We start from the raw sequence: 17,523 nt of genomic DNA on the forward strand, positions 1-17,523 counted from the left end.
GCGGCTGGACGCGGCCCCGGGATTACCTCAGCGGTAATCGACCCTCCGCGAGGACTGCGACAGGCTGCGGAGCACAAGGGAGGGCGGCACACCGAGGGTGAGCCGCCTCCGGCCTGGCTTCCCGCCGGTGGGGCGGGGTAGCGCGGCCGCTCCCGCGGGCCCGCCGTCCGGCGCACCCGCAGAGACGAAGGGACACCGCAGTGACCACGCACCAGGACGCCGTCGAGCGCTACTTCACCGCTTGGAATGCCGCCACCTCCGAGGAACTGGCCAAGGCCGTCGCCGCGGCGTTCACCGAGGACGGCACCTACACCGACCCGCTGGGTGAGGCGAAGGGGCACGAGGGGATCGCCGCTGCGATCACGGGTGCCCACCAGCAGTTCCCCGGCTTCACCTTCCAGCTCACCGGTACGCCCGACGCGCACCACAACCTGGTGCGCTTCACCTGGGACCTGGTCTCCACCGCCGACGGGTCCGCTCCCGCCGCCGGCTTCGACGTGATCACGCTCGCCGACGACGGCCGCATCAGCAGCGTCGCCGGCTTCCTGGACCGCCTGCCGGGTGCGTGACCTCTCCCTCAGCGGGCCTCCTGAAGGGTGGCGGCGGTCTCCGCGCAGCTTGCGCCGGCCCCGCAACAGGCTTCCGGCGGTCCCGTCATCGACCGTGCCGGCCATGGCAGTCGTCTTGCCAGGACCGTACTAGAGCGCCTCAGGCCCCCGCTCGCCCGTGCGGACCCGTACGGCCGTCTCCACCGGCATTGCCCAGACCTTGCCGTCGCCGATCTTGCCGGTGCGGGCGGCGCGGACCACCGCTTCGATCACCGGCTCGGCGTCCGCGTCCTCGACGAGTACCTCTATGCGGATCTTGGGCACCAGGTCCACCCGGTACTCCGCGCCCCGGTAGACCTCGGTGTGGCCGTGCTGGCGTCCGTATCCGCTGGCCTCGGTGACCGTCAGCCCGTTCACGCCGAGGTCCTGCAGCGCGGTCTTCACCTCGTCGAGGCGGTGGGGCTTCACGACGGCGGTGATGAGCTTCATGGGGCGGTGCTCCTGTCCTGGGAACGATCTGCGAAGTGGCCCGGGCTCTGCGCGGTGGCGTGAGTGAGGCCGCCGTGATCGTAGGCGCTCTCCGCGTGCACCGTCTGGTCGAGGCCCGTGAGCTCCTGGTCCTCGGAGGCCCGCGCTCCCATCAGCCGGTCGATCGCCCTGCCGATGCCGTACGTCACGAGGAAGGTGTAGGCGGCCACCGCGAGCACGGCGACGCCCTGGCGGAGGAGCTGGCCCGTTCCGCCGCCGTGGAGGAGACCCTCCGGGCCACCGGTCATCGTGGCCGTCGCGAACAGCCCGATCAGCAGGGTGCCCACCACGCCCCCGATGAAGTGCACACCGACGACGTCCAGCGAGTCGTCGTAGTCGAACCTGAACTTCCACGCGACCGCGTACGAGCAGACGACACCGGCCACGAGGCCGACGACCGCCGCGCCCAGGACACCGACCGTCCCGCACGCGGGTGTGATGGCCACCAGGCCCGCCACCACGCCGGACGCCGCGCCGAAGGTGGTCGGGTGACCGTCGCGCCGCTGCTCGACGAAGAGCCAGCCGAGCAGCCCGGTACATCCGGCGACGAGGGTGTTGAGGACCGAGGCGGCGGCCAGGCCGTTGGCGCCGAGCGCCGAGCCGCCGTTGAAGCCGAGCCAGCCGAACCAGAGCAGTCCGGCGCCGAGCATCACCATGGGCAGGTTGTGGGGACGCATCGCGTCCTTCTTGAAGCCGATGCGCGGGCCCAGCACCAGGGCGAGGGCCAGCCCCGACGCCCCGCACGCGATCTCCACGACGAGGCCCCCGGCGAAGTCCAGCGCGCCGAGTGCGTCCTTGATCCAGCCGCCGGGACCCCAGACCCAGTGGGCGACGGGAACGTATACGAGCAGGGTCCACAGCGGCACGAAGAGCAGCCAGGCCGAGAACTTCATGCGGTCCGCGACCGCGCCGCTGATCAGCGCCGCGGTGAGGATCGCGAAGGTGAGCTGGAAGGTCGTGAACAACAGGGTGGGCACGCTGCCGGTGAGGTCGTCGGGGCCGATGCCGACCATGCCCACATGGTCGAGCCCGCCGATGAGCCCGCCGAAGGTGTCGTCACCGAACGCCAGCGAATAGCCCGCGACCAGCCACACGACGGTGACCAGCGCGATCGACACGAAGCTCATCATCAGCATGTTGAGGACGCTCTTCGTGCGGACCATGCCGCCGTAGAACAGGGCGAGTCCCGGAGTCATCAGCAGGACGAGCGCGGTGGCGGCGAGGAGCCAGGCGGTGTCACCTGTGTCCAGGCCCGCCGAGGCCAGGGTCGCGGGGGTCAAGAGGGGTCCTCCTCGGAGCGGCGTGGGGTCCGGCCCGAAGAGAGTTGCGGGCACGCGTTTCACGGAGGACGCCATCGCGTTTCCGGGATGTTTCATTGCGCGAAGGTGACCGAAAGCTCACAGGCGGGCGGCGTTCCGGTGTCCCGGACTCACCGCGTGCCGCCTGTCCGGCGGAGGCGGGCACGGGCGGACGCGGGCATCGGCTCGTGCGGGCGGAGGCGGGCATCGGCTCGTGCGGGCGTATGCGGTGACCCGGCGCGATCGCGGCGCTCCCGCCGGGCGTGGGTGGCGCCGCCGGACAGGGCGGTCGAAGGACGCCGGGACGCCCCTTCGCGGTCCGCGGTCCGTGCGTCAACAGGGCCTGGAACCCACGGATATGTGGCGCCGAACGGCGTTCGGTCCGGCGATACGATCACGCCTGCGCCGGGAGCCCGTCCCGCCGCGAAATGGAGACGTCCGTGCCCCTTGCGATCCTGAGTGACCCCGATGCCGTCATCGCGCGGCTGCGCACCCCCTCCCAGGAGTGGGTGGAGGCCTGCACGGGCCTGTCGGGGACGCTGTTCCCCGACGTCGACATCGACCAGGCCGGATACGAGGCCAAGGCCGGCTGGGTCGCCGAACCCGCCGAGATCTTCGCGGGCTACTACCACGAGGACGACGAGATACCGGAGTCGTGCCTCTGCATCGGCATCTACGGGGGCGAGTATCACCTGATGGAGATGCCGTCCGGTGAGATCTCGGTCTACAACCCCAGCGGCTGGGACAACGCCTCCGGAATGGCATCCGCCCATGAGTTCACCGGCGAAGGCCACGCAGGCGCCGCCGTCTCCCTGCTCGCGGCCGTCGTCAGGGAACTGGAGCCCCTGGACGACATCGAGGACGACGACGCGCGTGAGGCGGTCCTCAAACCGGCGCTCGAAGCGTTCTACGCCTTCGTCGAGGCGCTCCCGGACGACCTGGACGGCTCCCACTTCTGGAAGAAGGCCGCGGAGGGCCTGGCCGACCACTACGAGACCTGGTGACCGGCGCGGCAGGGACCGGTGGACCCCGCGGGTCCACCGGTCCCTGTCAGCGGGACGTCCGTGCGGTCCGGCCGCGATCCCTCCGTCCGTCAGGGGACTTCGGGTGCCGCACCCGCCACCGGACCGGTCCGCAGCGCTACGGCGTCACCGTGTTGCCGCCGAAGGTCACGACGAGCTTGCCGTCCGAGGCGAAGGACCAGTCCATCGCGCCGGAGTACGCGGAGCACGCGGACCCGTTCGAGCCGGTCCAGAACTGGTTGGAACTGTCGGCGTCGCCCACGGTCTTGTCGTTCGAGCCGTCGTCCTTGCGGCAGGAGACGTTGCCCCGGTACACCGAAGTGCCCTTGTCGAAGGAGAAGTTGCGCTCGGCGTTGTCGATGCCGACGTTGTCGGACACCGTCATCGAGCCGGGGTTGCTGTTGTAGGTGAAGCCGTGGTGCCCGTTGTCGTAGGCGATGTTGCGCCGGACGACGTGGTCGACCTCGATGTCGTCGCCGCCGAGCTTGAAGCCGTTGCGGTCGCCGTCCTCGTTCACGGTCCCGTCGGAGAGCGTGCCGTTGCCGTAGGAGAGGGAGTCCTCGATGGTCACCGGGCCGATCGGGCCGGTCTCGCTCTTGGTGTAGAGGTCCCAGCCGTCATCGATGTTGTGGTGGGAGACCGTGTAGCGGAAGACGTTGCCGGGGCCCGAGGTGAGCTTCGAGGCGAAGCCGTCGGCGTCCTCGCCGTCGGAGTCGGCGTTGTCGTGCGACTCCGAGCTCAGGATCAGGTTGTTCGCGGGCCATTCGTCGTCGGGGGTGTCGGACGCGATCCGTGAGATCTGCAGGCCCGAGTCGTGGTTGAAGCGCGTCACGACGTGCTCGACGATGTTGTTGCTGCCGCCCACGAAGATGCCGTTGTCGCCGGCGTGCTCGACGACGATGCCGTCGATGTGCCAGTAGGCGCCGTTCACGGCGAGCCCGCGGTTGGCCGGGTCCTCGCTCATGGCCGAGAAGTTCAGGACCGGCTTCTCACCGGGGTAGGCGGCCAGGGTCGTACGGGCGCTCGCGGTGCCGTCGTTGCCCGGCGGGATGGTGACCGTCGCGGAGTGCGCGTACGTCCCGCCGCGCAGGTAGATCGTTCCGCCGGACGCGACACGGCTGATCGCCGAGGCGAGCGTCGTCGGGTCCGACTCCGTGCCGGCCGCGTCGTCGCCGCCGTCCGGGGCCACGTACAGCGCGTCGGCGGCCACCGCGGCGGGGGCGCTGACCGAGCCGGTGCCGGTCGGTGCCGCGCCGGGGGCGGGCGTGGCCTGCGCCATGGTTCCGGACAGCGCGAGAGCCGAGCCTGCCAGCAGGCCGACACATGCGATGACGGGATTGATCTTCTGCATCGTTCGTCTCCAGGGTGGGGTGTTCGTCTGACCAGTGGGGGGTCGAGCGGCGAAACCGGAAACTCCTCGACGGGTCGTGCTGGGTTCGGTGGGGGAGTGGCCGGGCGTGTGGGGGGCGCCGTGGGGGTGTGGCCCTTCCTGCGGACGTCGGCTCCGGGTGCCGTCGCACGGTCCGTTCGAGTGTCTGAACGGCTCGTGCGCCCGACACCACGCTGGGTGTGGAGCAAGCGCTTTCTTGGACCGTAGGCGCCTGTCGTGAGCGCGTCAATACACCTGTACGTGATGGCAGTTCATGAACCTGAACAGCGAGTCGGAGTTCGCGCGGGCGGACCGTCGAGCGCGATGTCGGATTTCCGCCAGCCGGATGGGCTCCCGGTGCCCGATGCTTGGACCATGCACACCGACACCGAGCGCTGCGTGCGGGCCGTACGGTCGAAGGACGCCCGCTTCGACGGCTGGTTCTTCACCGCCGTACTGACCACCCGGATCTACTGCCGCCCCAGCTGCCCTGTCGTCCCGCCGAAGGTCCGGAACATGACCTTCTACCCGAGCGCCGCCGCCTGCCAGCAGGCCGGGTTCCGTGCCTGCAAGCGGTGCCGCCCCGACACCAGTCCCGGCTCCCCGGAGTGGAACGCCCGCGCCGACTCGGTCGCCCGGGCCATGCGCCTCATCCAGGACGGCGTCGTCGACCGGGAGGGCGTGCCGGGGCTCGCCGCACGCCTCGGCTACTCCGCCCGCCAGGTCGAGCGCCAGCTGCTCGCCGAACTGGGCGCGGGGCCGCTCGCCTTGGCCCGGTCGCAGCGCGCCCAGACGGCCAGGGTGCTCATCGAGACGACCGCGCTCCCTATGGCCGAGGTGGCGTTCGCGGCGGGGTTCTCGTCCATCCGCACCTTCAACGACACCGTGCGGGAGGTCTTCGCGCTCGCCCCGGGCGAACTGCGCGCCCGAGCGGCCCGCGGCGGCACGGCACCCGGCACTCCCGGAGTCATCGCCCTGCGCCTGCCCTACCGGGCCCCGCTCACCCCCGGCAACCTCTTCGGGCACCTGGCCGCGACCGCCGTCCCCGGCGTCGAGGAATGGCGCGACGGAGCGTACCGCCGCACCCTCACCCTCCCGCACGGACACGGCATCGTGGCGCTCGCCCCCCGCTCCGGCCACATCGACTGCCGGCTCTCCCTCACCGACCCGCGTGACCTCACGCAGGCCATCAGCCGCTGCCGCCGGCTCCTCGACCTGGACGCCGACCCGGTCGCCGTGGACGACCAGCTGCGCTCCGATCCGCTGCTCGCGCCGCTGGTCGAGGAGGCCCCGGGGCGCCGGGTTCCCCGCACGGTCGACGCGGCGGAGTTCGCCGTACGCGCGGTGCTCGGCCAGCAGGTCTCCACCGCTGCGGCCCGCACCCACGCGGCCCGGCTGGTCCGTGCGCACGGGGTGCCGGTGGAGGACCCCGAGGGCGGGCTGACCCATCTCTTCCCGTCCCCCGAGGCCCTGGCCGGGCTCGATCCCGAGGCACTCGCCCTGCCGCGCAGCCGCCGCGCCACGCTCACCACGCTGGTCGCGGCCCTCGCCGACGGGTCGCTGCACCTGGGGGAGGGAGCGGACTGGGACAAGGCCCGCGCGGAATTGACCGCGCTGCCCGGCTTCGGCCCCTGGACCGTCGAGGTGATCGCCATGCGGGCCCTCGGGGACCCGGACGCCTTCCTCCCCACCGACCTCGGCATCCGCAGGGCGGCCGAACGGCTGGGACTCCCGGCGACCCCCGCCGCCCTCACCGCACGCGCGTCCGGCTGGCGCCCCTGGCGCGCGTACGCCGTGCAGTATCTGTGGACCGTCGACGACCACCCCATCAACCATCTGCCCGCCTGAGGGCGTGAGGACCGACCATGACCACCACATCCACGGTGACCCGGCAGCACACGGTCATCGACAGCCCGTACGGGCCGCTCACCCTGGTCGCGACCGACGGGATGCTGTCCGGCCTCTACATGACCGGACAGCGGCACCGCCCGCCCGAGGAGACCTTCGGTCTGCCGGACGCCCGCCCGTTCGGCGAGGCCGCCCGCCAGCTGGAGGCGTACTTCGCGGGCGAGCTCACCGAGTTCGACCTGCCGCTGAGACTGGACGGCACCCCGTTCCAGCGCGGCGTCTGGGCCGAACTCGTACGGATTCCGTACGGCGAGACGCGCTCCTACGGCGAGCTGGCCGAAAACCTCGGCAAACCGGGGGCCTCCCGCGCGGTGGGCCTGGCCAACGGCAAGAACCCGGTCGGGATCATCGTCCCCTGCCACCGCGTCATCGGGGCCTCGGGGAGCCTCACCGGGTACGGCGGCGGGCTCGACCGCAAGCAGCGGCTGCTCGCCTTCGAGCGGGGTACGGAGGACGAGGCGCCGGCCCTGTTCTGAGCGGGGCGGCAGGGGGCAGAGGCGCCGGGCGGAGGCGGACGGCAGAAGTACGGAGACGGGCGGCAGGGGCGGACGGCAGGGGCGGACGGCCCCCGCTCCGCCCCCGCTCCGCCCCTTGCTCAGCTGGTGAAGATCTCGACGACCGACCAGATCGCCAGGCCGAGCATGCACAGTCCGCCGATGCGCTGCACCGTCTTCAGCGGCACCCGCTTGGCGATGAACCGTCCCGCGAGGAGCGCCAGCGCCGACACGGACATCAGGGCGACGGCCGAGCCGATGGCCGTGGACCACGCGCCGTTGCTCGCGGCGAGGTTCGCGGTGGTGATCTGCGTCAGGTCGCCCCACTCGCTGATGAACACCGCCATGAAGGCCGTCGAATAGACCGGCCAGAAGCCGGTGACCGTCTTGACCTCCTCGTCCTCGTCGTCGTCACCGCCGCCGCTGCGCAGCAGCATGAAGGCGCCGAAGGCGAAGAGGGCGGCCGAGACCAGCTTGACGATCCAGTCGGGCAGCAGACCGATCAGCCCGCCCGCACCGACGGCGATGGCGACGTGCACGATGAACGCCGAGGAGGTGCCGAACCAGACGTAGAGCGGGCGCATGCGCGTGCCCATGGCCAGCGAGGCGAACATGGTCTTGTCGGGGAGCTCCGCGAGGAAGATCAGCCCGAAGGCGGTGAGGATCGCCAGGGGGTCGAGATGCATTCCGGGTGGCTTTCTGTGAGAGCCGGGCCCCGGGCCTTCCGCGAAGTGCCGCTCGGGCTTTTTCGGAGGACCACTCGGCCCGGCATGACCGCAGCGCCCGCAGGGCGCGGGCGTGTCATACCTGACCGAAGGTCTCGCCCACCCGTAAGCATCTACGAGCCCGGCCACCGGGAACCCGAAGGCTCCAGTGTGTCGACGACCGGTTTGCGGGGCTACTCCCCTTCGCAGCCGTCAACACTACCCCACCGGACCTGCGGGGGAACAGCTCGGTACAGTCCTACGGTGATCATCCGCGCCACCCACGGGAGTGTCCCCGAATGAGCCGCCGACCGCGCCGGACCGCCGGAGCGGGCCCCTCCCGTCCCACGGTGAGCGTCTGCCGGGGCTGCTGCTGCGGCACCCCGAAGATCCCCGGCGTGGACCACGCCGGGCAGCTCGCCCAGCTGCGGGAGTCCATCGGCGGGGCCGCTACGGTGCGCGCGGTGGAGTGCCTGGACGCGTGCGAGCACGGCAACGTCATCGTCGTACAGCCCTCGGCCGACGGCCGCCGCGCGGGCGGGCGCCCCGTCTGGCTCGGCCTGGTCAACGATCCGCACGCCGTCGCCGACATCGCCGCCTGGGCGGCGGACGGCGGACCCGGACTCGCGGACCCGCCGGAGATCCTGGACCTCTACGCCTTCAGCCCCTCCCGCCGCATCCGGGCCGGACTGGACGGCGAAGGGGCTTGAAGACCCGGAGGCGCGGCAGGAGCGGGGCGAGGAGCCGGCGGGCCCTGCCCTCGTGCCGGCGATCGGCGGGTGCTGAGCGGATGCGGATCCGCTCCGGTGCGCACGGAACATCCCCCGGCGGAGGAGCCGTTATGGCAGGCCGAGTTCGGCGGGGCCGCGGCCACCCCGGCGAGGGCCGCGCCTGACCGTCCACCGGGCGACCGCCCGCCGAACGGCCACCTCACCCCGGGTCGGCGGACAGCCGCTCCAGCAGCGCGGGCAGCGCGGTCCCGATCGGCTCGCGGACCGTCTCCTCGGCCAGTTCGTCGTACGGCGTCGGCTCGGCGTTCACCACGATGAGCCGGGCGCCGTGCTCCACCGCGATCCCCGCCAGCGAGGCGGCCGGCTGCACCTGGAGCGTCGTACCCACCGCGATGAACACCTGGCTCGCCTTGGTGATCGCCATGGCCTCGGCCAGCACCCGGGGGTCCAGGCGCTCGCCGAACATCACCGTCGCCGACTTCAGGACGCCGCCGCAGACCGCGCACGGCGGGTCCGTCTCGCCGGCCTCGACCCGGGCCAGGGCCTCCGCCATCGCCGACCGGGCATGGCACCGGGTGCAGACCACCTCGCGTGCCGTGCCGTGGAGTTCGACGACCTTGCGGGCGGACAGACCGGCCAGTTGGTGCAGCCCGTCGACGTTCTGGGTGATCACGCGGACCGGAGTCCCGGACCGCTCCAGCGCGGCCACCGCACGATGCGCCGCGTTCGGCTCGGCGGCCCAGGTCGCGCTGGCGCGCCGCATCTGCCAGGAACGGCGCCGGATCTCCGGATCGGACATGTAGAAGTCGTACGTGACGAGCTTCTCCGCCTCCGGGTCCTTCCTCCAGAGCCCCTGGGGCCCGCGGTAGTCGGGGATGCCGGAGTCCGTGGAGATGCCGGCGCCGCTGAGGATCGCGACGAGAGTCATGCCCCGAGCCTACGGACGGGCCGGTCCCGCGGCGATGACATTTCCACGGGCACCCCATAGGGTCCGGGCCATGGCCACAGTGAACGTCAGTCTGGACGCGGAACTCGTCGTCGAGGTCATGGTGCTCGCGGGCGTGGGGAATCCGCAGGACGCCGTCGAACTCGTCGTACGCGACTACATCGCCCGCGGCCACCGCACCGAGGCGCGCGCCGCCGGACAGGACGACGCGCGCCGGGAGGCCGACGCCAGGCCGCAGGACCCCCAGGGCTGATCCCTCACCCCGCGACCGGGGCGCCGTCCACCAGCTCCGCCGGTCCGTCCCCGGAGTCCAGCACCTCCAGCGCCGCCCGGACGCGCAGCCCGAGCCGGCCGGGCAGGTGAGCGTCGAGGCCGGCGCGGTCCACCAGCTTCCAGGAGAGGAGCTCGTCCTCCTGGAGACGGATCGCGTCGAACCGCTCCTGGGGGAGCACGCCACCGTCGTAGACGTACGCGACGATCGGCGGACGCGCCTCGCCGCGCGTCCAGTCGACGGCGAGCAGCCGGCCCGGCGCCAGGTCGAGGCCGATCTCCTCCGCGGTCTCCCTCCGTGCCGCCTGCCGGGGGCTCTCGCCGTCGTCGGACTCGATGGTGCCGCCGGGCAGCGTCCATCCCTCGCGGTAGTTGGGCTCGACGAGCAGGATCCGCCCCCGCTCGTCCCGGAAGAGGGTGGCGGCTCCGGCGAGTACCCGGGGGAGCCCTGCGATGTACGTGGCGTAGTCAGAGGTGGTCACGGAGGCAGCGTAGGGGCCGTTCCCCCGGTTTCGGACAGCCATGGGCAGATCAGGGGTGGTCCGGATAAGGTCGGGGCGGCGCGACTGCCTGTTCGAAAGCAAAGGGATGCAAGGTGACGGACGGAGCAGCGATGGAGACCGCCCACGTGCTGGTGGCGGCGGACAAGTTCAAGGGCTCGCTCACGGCCGTGCAGGTCGCGGAGCGGGTGACGGCCGGGCTCCGGCGCGTCGTCCCCGGCGTACGGGTCGAGACCCTGCCCGTCGCGGACGGCGGCGACGGCACGGTCGCGGCGGCTGTGGCCGCCGGATTCGAGCGCCGCGAGGCGCGGGTGACCGGCCCCCTGGGGACCCCCGTCACCGCGGCCTACGCGGTGCGGGACACGACCGCCGTGGTGGAGATGGCCGAGGCCTCGGGCCTCCAGCATCTGCCCACGGGGGAGTTCGCTCCGCTCACCGCGACCACGTACGGCTCGGGCGAACTGCTGACCGCGGCGCTCGACGCGGGTGCCCGCACCATCGTGTTCGGTGTCGGCGGCAGCGCCACCACGGACGGCGGCGCGGGCATGCTCGCCGCACTCGGGGCGCGCTTCCTGGACCGGGACGGCAAGCCCGTCGGCCCCGGCGGCGGAGCGCTCGCGGAGCTGGCCGAGGCCGACCTGTCGGGGCTCGACCCCCGGCTCTCGGACGTCGACCTGATCCTGGCCAGCGACGTGGACAACCCGCTGACCGGCCCGAAGGGCGCGCCCGAGGTCTACGGGCGGCAGAAGGGCGCCACCGAGGACGACATCGCGGTCCTCGACGCGGCGCTCACCCACTACGCGTCCCTGCTGGGACCCGAGACGGCCGAACTGCCCGGCGCGGGCGCTGCCGGAGGCATCGGTTACGGGGCGCTCGTCGCCCTGGGCGCACGCTTCCGGCCCGGCATCGAGGTGATGCTCGACGTCCTGGGCTTCGCCCCCGCGCTGGCCAGGGCCACGCTCGTCATCACCGGTGAGGGATCGCTCGACGAGCAGACGCTGCACGGCAAGGCCCCCGCGGGCGTCGCCGCCGCCGCACGCGCGGCGGGCGTCGAAGCGGTCGCCGTCTGCGGACGCCTCGCGCTGCCCCCGGAGGCTCTGGGGAAGGCGGGCATCCGGCGGGCCTACGCCCTGACCGCGCTGGAACCCGACCCGGCCGTCTGCATGGCCCAGGCCGGCCCCCTCCTGGAACGCGCTGCCGAGGAGATCGCCCGGGACTTCCTGTCCTGATCCTCCCTTGACGCACCGTCATGGGGAGTCCCCCGCGTTCCCCCGGGGAGTTGCCCCGCGTGAGGGGAAGGCACCAGGTGCTGCCTTCCCCTCACGACGGCCGGAGCGCCGCTCGCCGCCCTCCCCTCGTGACGGTGCGGCACCCCTCACGCCTGCGGCGCCGTCAGCCTGAACGCGTCCAGAGCCAGCGTCATCTCGATCAGCTCCCGCGGTCGGGTCAGCGACCGCGAGGTCAGCCGCTCCAGCCGCCGCAGACGGTTGAGCACGGTGTTCCGGTGGCAGTAGAGCCGGCCCGCGGCCCGCCCGGCGGACCCTTCGCACTCCAGCCACGCCTCCAGGGTCCGCACCAGCAGCGCCCGGTCCGCCGGGTCCAGCGCCAGCAGGGGCCCGAAGACGTCCGACACCAGCCGGGCCGACAGCTCGGGCTGGCTCACCACCAGTGCCGCGGGCAGCCGCTCCTCCAGCCGTACGATCCCCGTCGTGCCCGGCGGGCAGGTCAGCAGGGCCACCTCGGCCAGCCGGCGGGCCGTCCCCAGCTCCGCGAGGCCCTCCGCCACGGGACCGATCCCGCCGGGGCCGGGACACCACCGCACCAGCAGCGCGGCGAGCCCCGCCGGATCGCGGTCACCCAGCGCGACGACCACGATCTCGCGGTCGCCCCGTCTGCGCCGGATGAACCGCAGCCCGTCCGCGTCCATCGCCGCGCCCGCCGTCCCTCCGCCTCCGTCCCGCAGCACCGCCACGGCGTAACGGCCCCGCTCGGGGAGGCCGAGACCGCTCGCCGCGCGTGCCGCGAGGTCCGGCTCGGACCGGCCCTCCAGCAGGGCGTCGAGCAGCGCCCGGCCCTGCTCGTCACTGCGCCCCCGCATCGCTTCGCTCCGTTCCGCGGCCTGGCCGCCCATGGCTGGTGAGGATGCCACCGGCCGCGCCGGAGGCGACAGCCCATGCCCTCCCTCTGTGCGCGCGCACAACGGGGCCCTTCGAAGACTGGTCACCCGCAGCGATTGCGCCCGGGACCGTGGACGCGCGCCGCGCCCGCTGCTGGTCTGTGGCACCACAACGACCAGTCGGAAGGAGGAGGACGCATGGCAACGCTCGAGATCCGCGAACTGTCCGTGGGCTACGGCCCGGTACGGGCACTGCGCGACGTCTCCGTCGACGTGCCGGCCGGCGCGATCACCGCTGTACTCGGTGGCAACGGCGCCGGCAAGACCACGCTGCTGCGGGCCGTGTCGCGGACCCTCGGCTTCCACCGCGGGACGGGCACGGGCACCATCCGCTTCGACGGCCGCCCCCTGGACGGGCTCCGGCCCGCCCAGGTGGTGGCCGCGGGAGTGATCCAGGTGCCGGAAGGGCGGCAGGTGTTCGCCCGGATGACGGTGGCGGACAATCTGCGGGCGGGCGCCCTCGGGGCACGCGGCGGACGCAAGGAGACCGCCGCCGCCCTCCGGCGCGTACACGAGCTGTTCCCCGTGCTCGCCCAGCGCGCGCACCAGCGGGCCGGCCTGCTGTCCGGCGGTGAGCAGCAGATGCTGGCGATGGGCAGGGCCCTGATGGCCGCGCCCCGCCTGCTGCTGCTGGACGAGCCGTCCCTCGGGCTCGCACCGCTGATGGCGGCGAAGATCGCCGAGACGATCCAGGAGATCAACGCGGGCGGCACCTCCGTCATGCTCGTGGAGCAGAACGCGGCCATCGCGCTGCGCCTCGCCTCGACCGCGTACGTCCTGGACGTCGGCGAGGTCGCGCTCGACGGTCCCGCCGACGAGCTCGCCGCCTCCGACGAGGTGCGCCGCCGCTATCTCGGTGTCGTCGACGAGACGGCCGCCGAGGACGCGGCCCAGGCGGAAGGCGTCACCCGCAGCCTGAGCAGGTGGTCCGCGTGACGACCTCCCCGGCCCCTCTCTCCGTGCGCGACGTGACCGTGCGCTTCGCCGGGCTCACCGCGCTCGACGCGGTGTCCTTCACCGTCGAACCGGGCAGTGTCCACGCGGTCATCGGCCCCAACGGCGCGGGCAAGTCCACCACCTTCAACGTGCTCTCCGGCGTCTACCGCGCCACCTCGGGCAGCGTTCACCTGGGTTCGACCGAACTCACCGGTCTCGCCCCGCACGAGATCGCCGGCCTCGGCGTGGCCCGCACCTTCCAGAACCTGGCCCTGCCACCGCACGCCACCGTCGCCGAGAGCCTCATGCTCGGCCGGCACCGGCTCACCCGCGCCGGATTCGTGGCCTCGGGACTGCGGCTGCCCTCCGCGACCCGCGAGGCGCAACGGCATCTCGAACGGGTGCGGGAGATAGCCGAGTTCATCGGTCTGGACAAGGAACTCGACTTCCCCGCAGGCGCGCTGCCGTACGGCAAGCAGAAGCTCGTCGAGCTCGGCCGCGCCCTGTGCATGGAGCCCGAGGTCCTGCTCCTCGACGAGCCCATCGCGGGCATGACCGCCGACGAGCGCCGCCGCACCGCGGCCGTCGTCGCCGGTGTGCGCGACAGCCTCGGCATCTCGATCGTCATGGTCGAACACGACATGGGGGTGGTGATGCGGCTCGCGGACGCCGTGACCGTACTCGACTTCGGACGCAGGATCGCGGGCGGGACGCCCGCCGAGGTCCAGAACGACCCGGCCGTGGTGCAGGCCTACCTGGGAGCACAGGAATGACCACCTTCATCGAACTCCTCCTCGGCGGCCTGTCCATCGGCTCGGTCTACGCACTGATCGCGCTGGGCTTCGTCGTGATCTTCAAGGCGACCGAGGTCGTCAACTTCGCCCACGCCTCCCTGCTCCTGGCGGGCGGCTACGTCACCGCCGTGCTCCACGACGACATCGGCTTCTGGCCGGCGCTCGGCGTCGGGATCGCGGGCGCGGCCGTCGTCGGTTCGGCGGTCGAGTTCTTCGTGATGCGCCGCTACCGGGGGAGCGACCAGAGCGTCCTGGCCATCGTCACCATCGGCGTCGACATCCTTCTGACCACCGAACTCGTCCGGCGCATGGGCACGGACGTCATGTCGCTGGGCGACCCGTGGGGCGACGACGTCGTCACCATCGGGGGTGTCACCCTCGCCGAGACACGCATCGCGGCGTTCCTCGTCGCCGGGCTGCTCATCACGGTGTTCCTGCTCGCCTTCCGCTTCACCTCGTGGGGCGTCTCCATGCGGGCGGCGGCCGAGAATCCGCAGACCGCCGCGCTGATGGGCATCCGGCTCGGCCGGGTCTCCCTCTCCGCCTGGGCGGTCGCCGGAGCACTCGCCGCGGTCGCCGCGCTCTTCCTCACGGTGTTCCCGACCCCGGGCCTCGAACGGGCCACCTCCCTCGCCGCGCTCAAGGCCTTCCCCGCCGCGATCCTCGGCGGCCTCGACTCGACGACCGGGGCGCTCGTCGGAGGACTCGTCGTCGGTGTCACCGAGTCACTCGCCACCGGCTATCAGAGCGACCTCTCCTTCCTCGGACGCGGCATCGGAGACCTCGCGCCGTACCTGGTGATGGTGGTCGTGCTGCTCGTCCGGCCGGCGGGACTCTTCGGTACGAAGGAGCTGTCCCGTGTCTGAAGCCACCAAGGACACCGCCGCCCCCGCACCCGCAGGGGCGGTACCCGCCACCGGGAGCCCGTACGCCGCACGGCTGCGACGCCCCGCCCCCTACCTCTGGCTCGCGGGCTCCGTCCTGCTCCTGCTCCTCCCGTTCTACCTGGACCGGTTCTGGCTCCAGGCAGGGCTGTTCGCGATGGCCGCCGCGATCGGGGCGATCGGGCTCAACCTGCTCACCGGCTCCACCGGCCAGCTCTCCATGGGCCACGCGTTCTTCCTCGCGGTCGGCGCCTACGGCTACTGCATCCTGGCGGGGGAGAGCAGCACGGAGAACGGGCACGCGATCACCGGACTCGGCCTGCCCACCTGGCTCGCGGCCATCCTGGCCGTGCTCCTGGCGGGCGCCGCGGGCGGACTCTTCAGTCCCATCGCTGGGCGGCTGAGCGGCGCGTACCTCGGCATCGCCACACTCGCGCTGATCTTCATCGGCCAGCACGTGCTGTTCAACGCGGGCTCGCTCACCGGCGGCTTCAACGGCCGCCCCGTGCCGCCCCTCTCACTGTTCGGGTTCACCTTCGACGACGCCGAAGTGGTCGTGGCAGCGGTGCCCTTCCAGTCGTCCGAGAAGCTCTGGTACCTGGCACTCGCCGCGCTCCTGGCCAGCGGGCTCTTCGCCCGCGGGGTGCTGCGCGGCAGGCCCGGCCGGGCGCTGAACGCCATCCGGGACCACCGGATCGCGGCAGGCGTGATGGGCGTGCCCGTCGCCCGCTACCGGGCCGGTGTCTTCGTCCTGTCCTCGATGTACGCGGGCCTCGCGGGCGTCCTGCTCGCGCTGGTCTTCCAGCGGACCGTGCCCGAGTACTTCGGCATGATCCTGTCCCTCGAATACCTCGCCATGATCGTCATCGGCGGGCTGGGCAGCGTGGCGGGAGCCGTCATCGGCGCCGCGTTCGTCTCGCTGCTCCCGCAGGTGCTCACCCACTACAGCGACTCCCTCCCCCTGGTGTCCGCCCCTGGTACGGGCGGCATCGCACCGGGCGAGGCGTCCCGCTATCTGTACGGCGCCGCGGTCGTCGCGGTCGTCCTGTTCCTGCCCGGCGGCATTGCGCGTCTGAAGACTCCAGGGGAGAAGAAGAAATGAAGCTACGTGTTGTCGGAGCCGTTGCCGCGGCTCTCACCCTCACACTCGTGGGATGCAGCGAGAAGGCGAAGTCGTCGGACGACGGCGCCGCGGACAAGAACGGCGTGAAGGCCGGGGAGGGAGTCACCGACGCGAAGATCACGCTCGGTGCCCTCACCGACATGACCGGGGTCTACGCCTCGCTGGGCAAGAGCGTCACCCAGGCCCAGCAGCTCTGGGTGGAGGAGACGAACAAGGCCGGCGGCATCTGCGACCGGCAGATCGAACTGACGGTCCGTGACCACGGTTACGACCCGCAGAAGGCGATCGGCGCCTACACCGAGCTGGAACCGAACGTGCTGGGCTTCACCCAGTTCATCGGCTCCCCCTTCGTCTCAGCCGTCGAGTCCCGCATCGACGGCCAGGACAAGGGCATCGTCCTGCCGCAGGCATGGTCGGCGAACCTGGTCGGCTCCAAGTACGTCCGCGTCATCGGCGCCACGTACGACGTCGAGACCATCAACCTCGTCGACTTCCTGCTGGACGAGAAGCGCATCGCCAAGGGCGACAAGATCGGTCACGTCTACTTCGAGGGCGACTACGGCGAGAACGCCCTGGCCGGCTCCAAGCACGCGGCGGCCGAAGCGGGCCTCACCGTCGTCGAGCAGAAGATCAAGCCGACCGACAACGACATGACCGCCCAGGTCTCCGCGCTCAAGCAGGCCGGGGTGAAGGCCGTCATCGTCAGCGCCGGACCGCGCCAGGCGGCCTCACTGGTCGGCGTCGCCGCGGCCACCGGCTTCGCCGTCCCCGTCGTCGGCAACAACTCGGCGTACGCACCGCAGCTGCTCGCCACCCAGGCGGGTGCGGCCCTGCAGAAGGACTACTACATCGGCGCCTCCACCCTGCCCATCGGAGACTCCGCAGAGGGCCCGGCGAAGCTCGCCAAGGCGTACGCGGCCAAGTACCCGAAGGACGGTCTCGACAACGGCGTCATCGCCGGATACAACGCGGCGTCCGTCTTCGGCGAGGCCCTGAAGAAGGCCTGCGAGTCGAAGGACCTGACCCGCGAGGGCGTCGACAAGGCGCTGCTCACCATCAAGGACTTCGGCGGTGACTTCGGGATCGCGCACGACTTCACCGACCCGTCGGCGCCCTCGACCCGGCAGACCGTCGTCATGAAGCCCGACGCCAAGTCCCCCGGTGGCCTCAAGGTCGTCAGGCCGGCGGAGGTGGCCCCGGCCGCGGAGTCGTTCAAGCCGAAGGCCTGATCCCTCGCCGCACGGAGACGGGCCCGGCCGTGGAGGCCGGGCCCGTCGTCGTCGTGCGGGCGA

19 protein-coding genes are annotated in these 17,523 nt (G+C 72.1%); 12 read left to right on the top strand and 7 right to left on the bottom strand.

The window, feature by feature from the left end; genetic code table 11:
* The first annotated feature begins 200 nt into the window (after positions 1-200).
* Positions 201-569 carry a nuclear transport factor 2 family protein gene (locus AMK10_RS17595; protein WP_073748731.1) on the top strand — a complete coding sequence of 123 codons (369 nt, stop codon included), beginning with the start codon at positions 201-203 and terminating at the stop codon, positions 567-569.
* A gap of 129 nt (positions 570-698) precedes the next feature.
* Here the strand turns inward: AMK10_RS17595 and AMK10_RS17600 are convergent, their stop codons facing one another.
* Together AMK10_RS17600 and AMK10_RS17605 are read right to left on the bottom strand one after the other, a co-directional pair.
* Positions 699-1,037 carry a P-II family nitrogen regulator gene (locus AMK10_RS17600; protein WP_073748732.1) on the bottom strand — a complete coding sequence of 113 codons (339 nt, stop codon included), beginning with the start codon at positions 1,035-1,037 and terminating at the stop codon, positions 699-701.
* Positions 1,034-2,356 (bottom strand): ammonium transporter, encoded by a 1,323-nt coding sequence (locus AMK10_RS17605; protein ID WP_073748733.1) that lies wholly within the window; start codon positions 2,354-2,356, stop codon positions 1,034-1,036. The genes AMK10_RS17600 and AMK10_RS17605 overlap by 4 nt, the downstream gene beginning before the upstream one ends.
* A gap of 458 nt (positions 2,357-2,814) precedes the next feature.
* Between AMK10_RS17605 and AMK10_RS17610 the strand changes: the two genes are divergently transcribed.
* Positions 2,815-3,378 (top strand): hypothetical protein, encoded by a 564-nt coding sequence (locus tag AMK10_RS17610; protein ID WP_143194963.1) that lies wholly within the window; start codon positions 2,815-2,817, stop codon positions 3,376-3,378.
* A gap of 136 nt (positions 3,379-3,514) precedes the next feature.
* On the opposite strand, the gene AMK10_RS17615 is transcribed toward AMK10_RS17610, so the two are convergent.
* On the bottom strand, positions 3,515-4,747 hold the full coding sequence (locus AMK10_RS17615) for a right-handed parallel beta-helix repeat-containing protein (protein WP_073748735.1): 1,233 nt from the start codon (positions 4,745-4,747) through the stop codon (positions 3,515-3,517).
* 393 nt (positions 4,748-5,140) lie between these two features.
* Here AMK10_RS17615 and AMK10_RS17620 point away from each other — a divergent pair, with 393 nt between their 5' ends.
* Both AMK10_RS17620 and AMK10_RS17625 read left to right on the top strand, forming a co-directional pair.
* Positions 5,141-6,613, top strand: coding sequence for an AlkA N-terminal domain-containing protein (locus AMK10_RS17620; RefSeq protein WP_073748736.1), 1,473 nt, complete (start codon positions 5,141-5,143; stop codon positions 6,611-6,613).
* A gap of 17 nt (positions 6,614-6,630) precedes the next feature.
* Positions 6,631-7,149, top strand: a complete 519-nt coding sequence (locus AMK10_RS17625; protein ID WP_073748737.1) for a methylated-DNA--[protein]-cysteine S-methyltransferase — start codon at positions 6,631-6,633, stop codon at positions 7,147-7,149.
* A 119-nt stretch (positions 7,150-7,268) separates the two neighbouring features.
* Here AMK10_RS17625 and AMK10_RS17630 read toward each other — a convergent pair whose 3' ends face one another.
* Entirely contained in the window at positions 7,269-7,853 is a 585-nt protein-coding gene (locus AMK10_RS17630; protein WP_073748738.1) for a TMEM165/GDT1 family protein, read from the bottom strand.
* A 317-nt stretch (positions 7,854-8,170) separates the two neighbouring features.
* On the opposite strand from AMK10_RS17630, the gene AMK10_RS17635 reads away from it, so the two are divergent.
* The gene (locus AMK10_RS17635) at positions 8,171-8,581 is read left to right on the top strand and encodes a hypothetical protein (RefSeq protein ID WP_073748739.1); all 411 of its coding nucleotides are present in this window, start codon (positions 8,171-8,173) and stop codon (positions 8,579-8,581) included.
* A 220-nt stretch (positions 8,582-8,801) separates the two neighbouring features.
* Here AMK10_RS17635 and AMK10_RS17640 read toward each other — a convergent pair whose 3' ends face one another.
* The gene (locus AMK10_RS17640; RefSeq protein WP_073748740.1) at positions 8,802-9,530 is read right to left on the bottom strand and encodes an SIR2 family NAD-dependent protein deacylase; all 729 of its coding nucleotides are present in this window, start codon (positions 9,528-9,530) and stop codon (positions 8,802-8,804) included.
* 70 nt (positions 9,531-9,600) lie between these two features.
* Here AMK10_RS17640 and AMK10_RS17645 point away from each other — a divergent pair, with 70 nt between their 5' ends.
* A complete protein-coding gene (locus AMK10_RS17645) occupies positions 9,601-9,801 on the top strand; it encodes a type II toxin-antitoxin system VapB family antitoxin (protein ID WP_073748741.1) in 201 nt (66 codons plus the stop codon).
* A 4-nt stretch (positions 9,802-9,805) separates the two neighbouring features.
* On the opposite strand, the gene AMK10_RS17650 is transcribed toward AMK10_RS17645, so the two are convergent.
* Entirely contained in the window at positions 9,806-10,300 is a 495-nt protein-coding gene (locus AMK10_RS17650) for an NUDIX domain-containing protein (RefSeq protein WP_073748742.1), read from the bottom strand.
* 131 nt (positions 10,301-10,431) lie between these two features.
* On the opposite strand from AMK10_RS17650, the gene AMK10_RS17655 reads away from it, so the two are divergent.
* A complete protein-coding gene (locus AMK10_RS17655; protein ID WP_073748743.1) occupies positions 10,432-11,547 on the top strand; it encodes a glycerate kinase in 1,116 nt (371 codons plus the stop codon).
* 146 nt (positions 11,548-11,693) lie between these two features.
* On the opposite strand, the gene AMK10_RS17660 is transcribed toward AMK10_RS17655, so the two are convergent.
* Positions 11,694-12,416 (bottom strand): PucR family transcriptional regulator, encoded by a 723-nt coding sequence (locus AMK10_RS17660; RefSeq protein ID WP_073748744.1) that lies wholly within the window; start codon positions 12,414-12,416, stop codon positions 11,694-11,696.
* 216 nt (positions 12,417-12,632) lie between these two features.
* On the opposite strand from AMK10_RS17660, the gene AMK10_RS17665 reads away from it, so the two are divergent.
* The 5 genes from AMK10_RS17665 to AMK10_RS17685 are packed head-to-tail and all read left to right on the top strand — an operon-like array spanning position 12,633 to position 17,460.
* Positions 12,633-13,430, top strand: a complete 798-nt coding sequence (locus AMK10_RS17665; RefSeq protein ID WP_073748745.1) for an ABC transporter ATP-binding protein — start codon at positions 12,633-12,635, stop codon at positions 13,428-13,430.
* Entirely contained in the window at positions 13,418-14,203 is a 786-nt protein-coding gene (locus tag AMK10_RS17670) for an ABC transporter ATP-binding protein (protein ID WP_073748746.1), read from the top strand. The genes AMK10_RS17665 and AMK10_RS17670 overlap by 13 nt, the downstream gene beginning before the upstream one ends.
* Positions 14,200-15,090 carry a branched-chain amino acid ABC transporter permease gene (locus AMK10_RS17675; protein ID WP_073748747.1) on the top strand — a complete coding sequence of 297 codons (891 nt, stop codon included), beginning with the start codon at positions 14,200-14,202 and terminating at the stop codon, positions 15,088-15,090. The genes AMK10_RS17670 and AMK10_RS17675 overlap by 4 nt, the downstream gene beginning before the upstream one ends.
* Complete coding sequence (locus AMK10_RS17680) at positions 15,083-16,210, top strand: branched-chain amino acid ABC transporter permease (protein ID WP_073748748.1); 1,128 nt, start codon at positions 15,083-15,085, stop codon at positions 16,208-16,210. Before AMK10_RS17675 ends, AMK10_RS17680 begins: the two co-directional genes overlap by 8 nt.
* Complete coding sequence (locus AMK10_RS17685) at positions 16,207-17,460, top strand: ABC transporter substrate-binding protein (protein WP_073748749.1); 1,254 nt, start codon at positions 16,207-16,209, stop codon at positions 17,458-17,460. Before AMK10_RS17680 ends, AMK10_RS17685 begins: the two co-directional genes overlap by 4 nt.
* The last annotated feature ends 63 nt before the right edge of the window (positions 17,461-17,523 follow it).

Source organism: Streptomyces sp. CB02058, assembly GCF_001905505.1.
GTDB lineage: Bacteria > Actinomycetota > Actinomycetes > Streptomycetales > Streptomycetaceae > Streptomyces.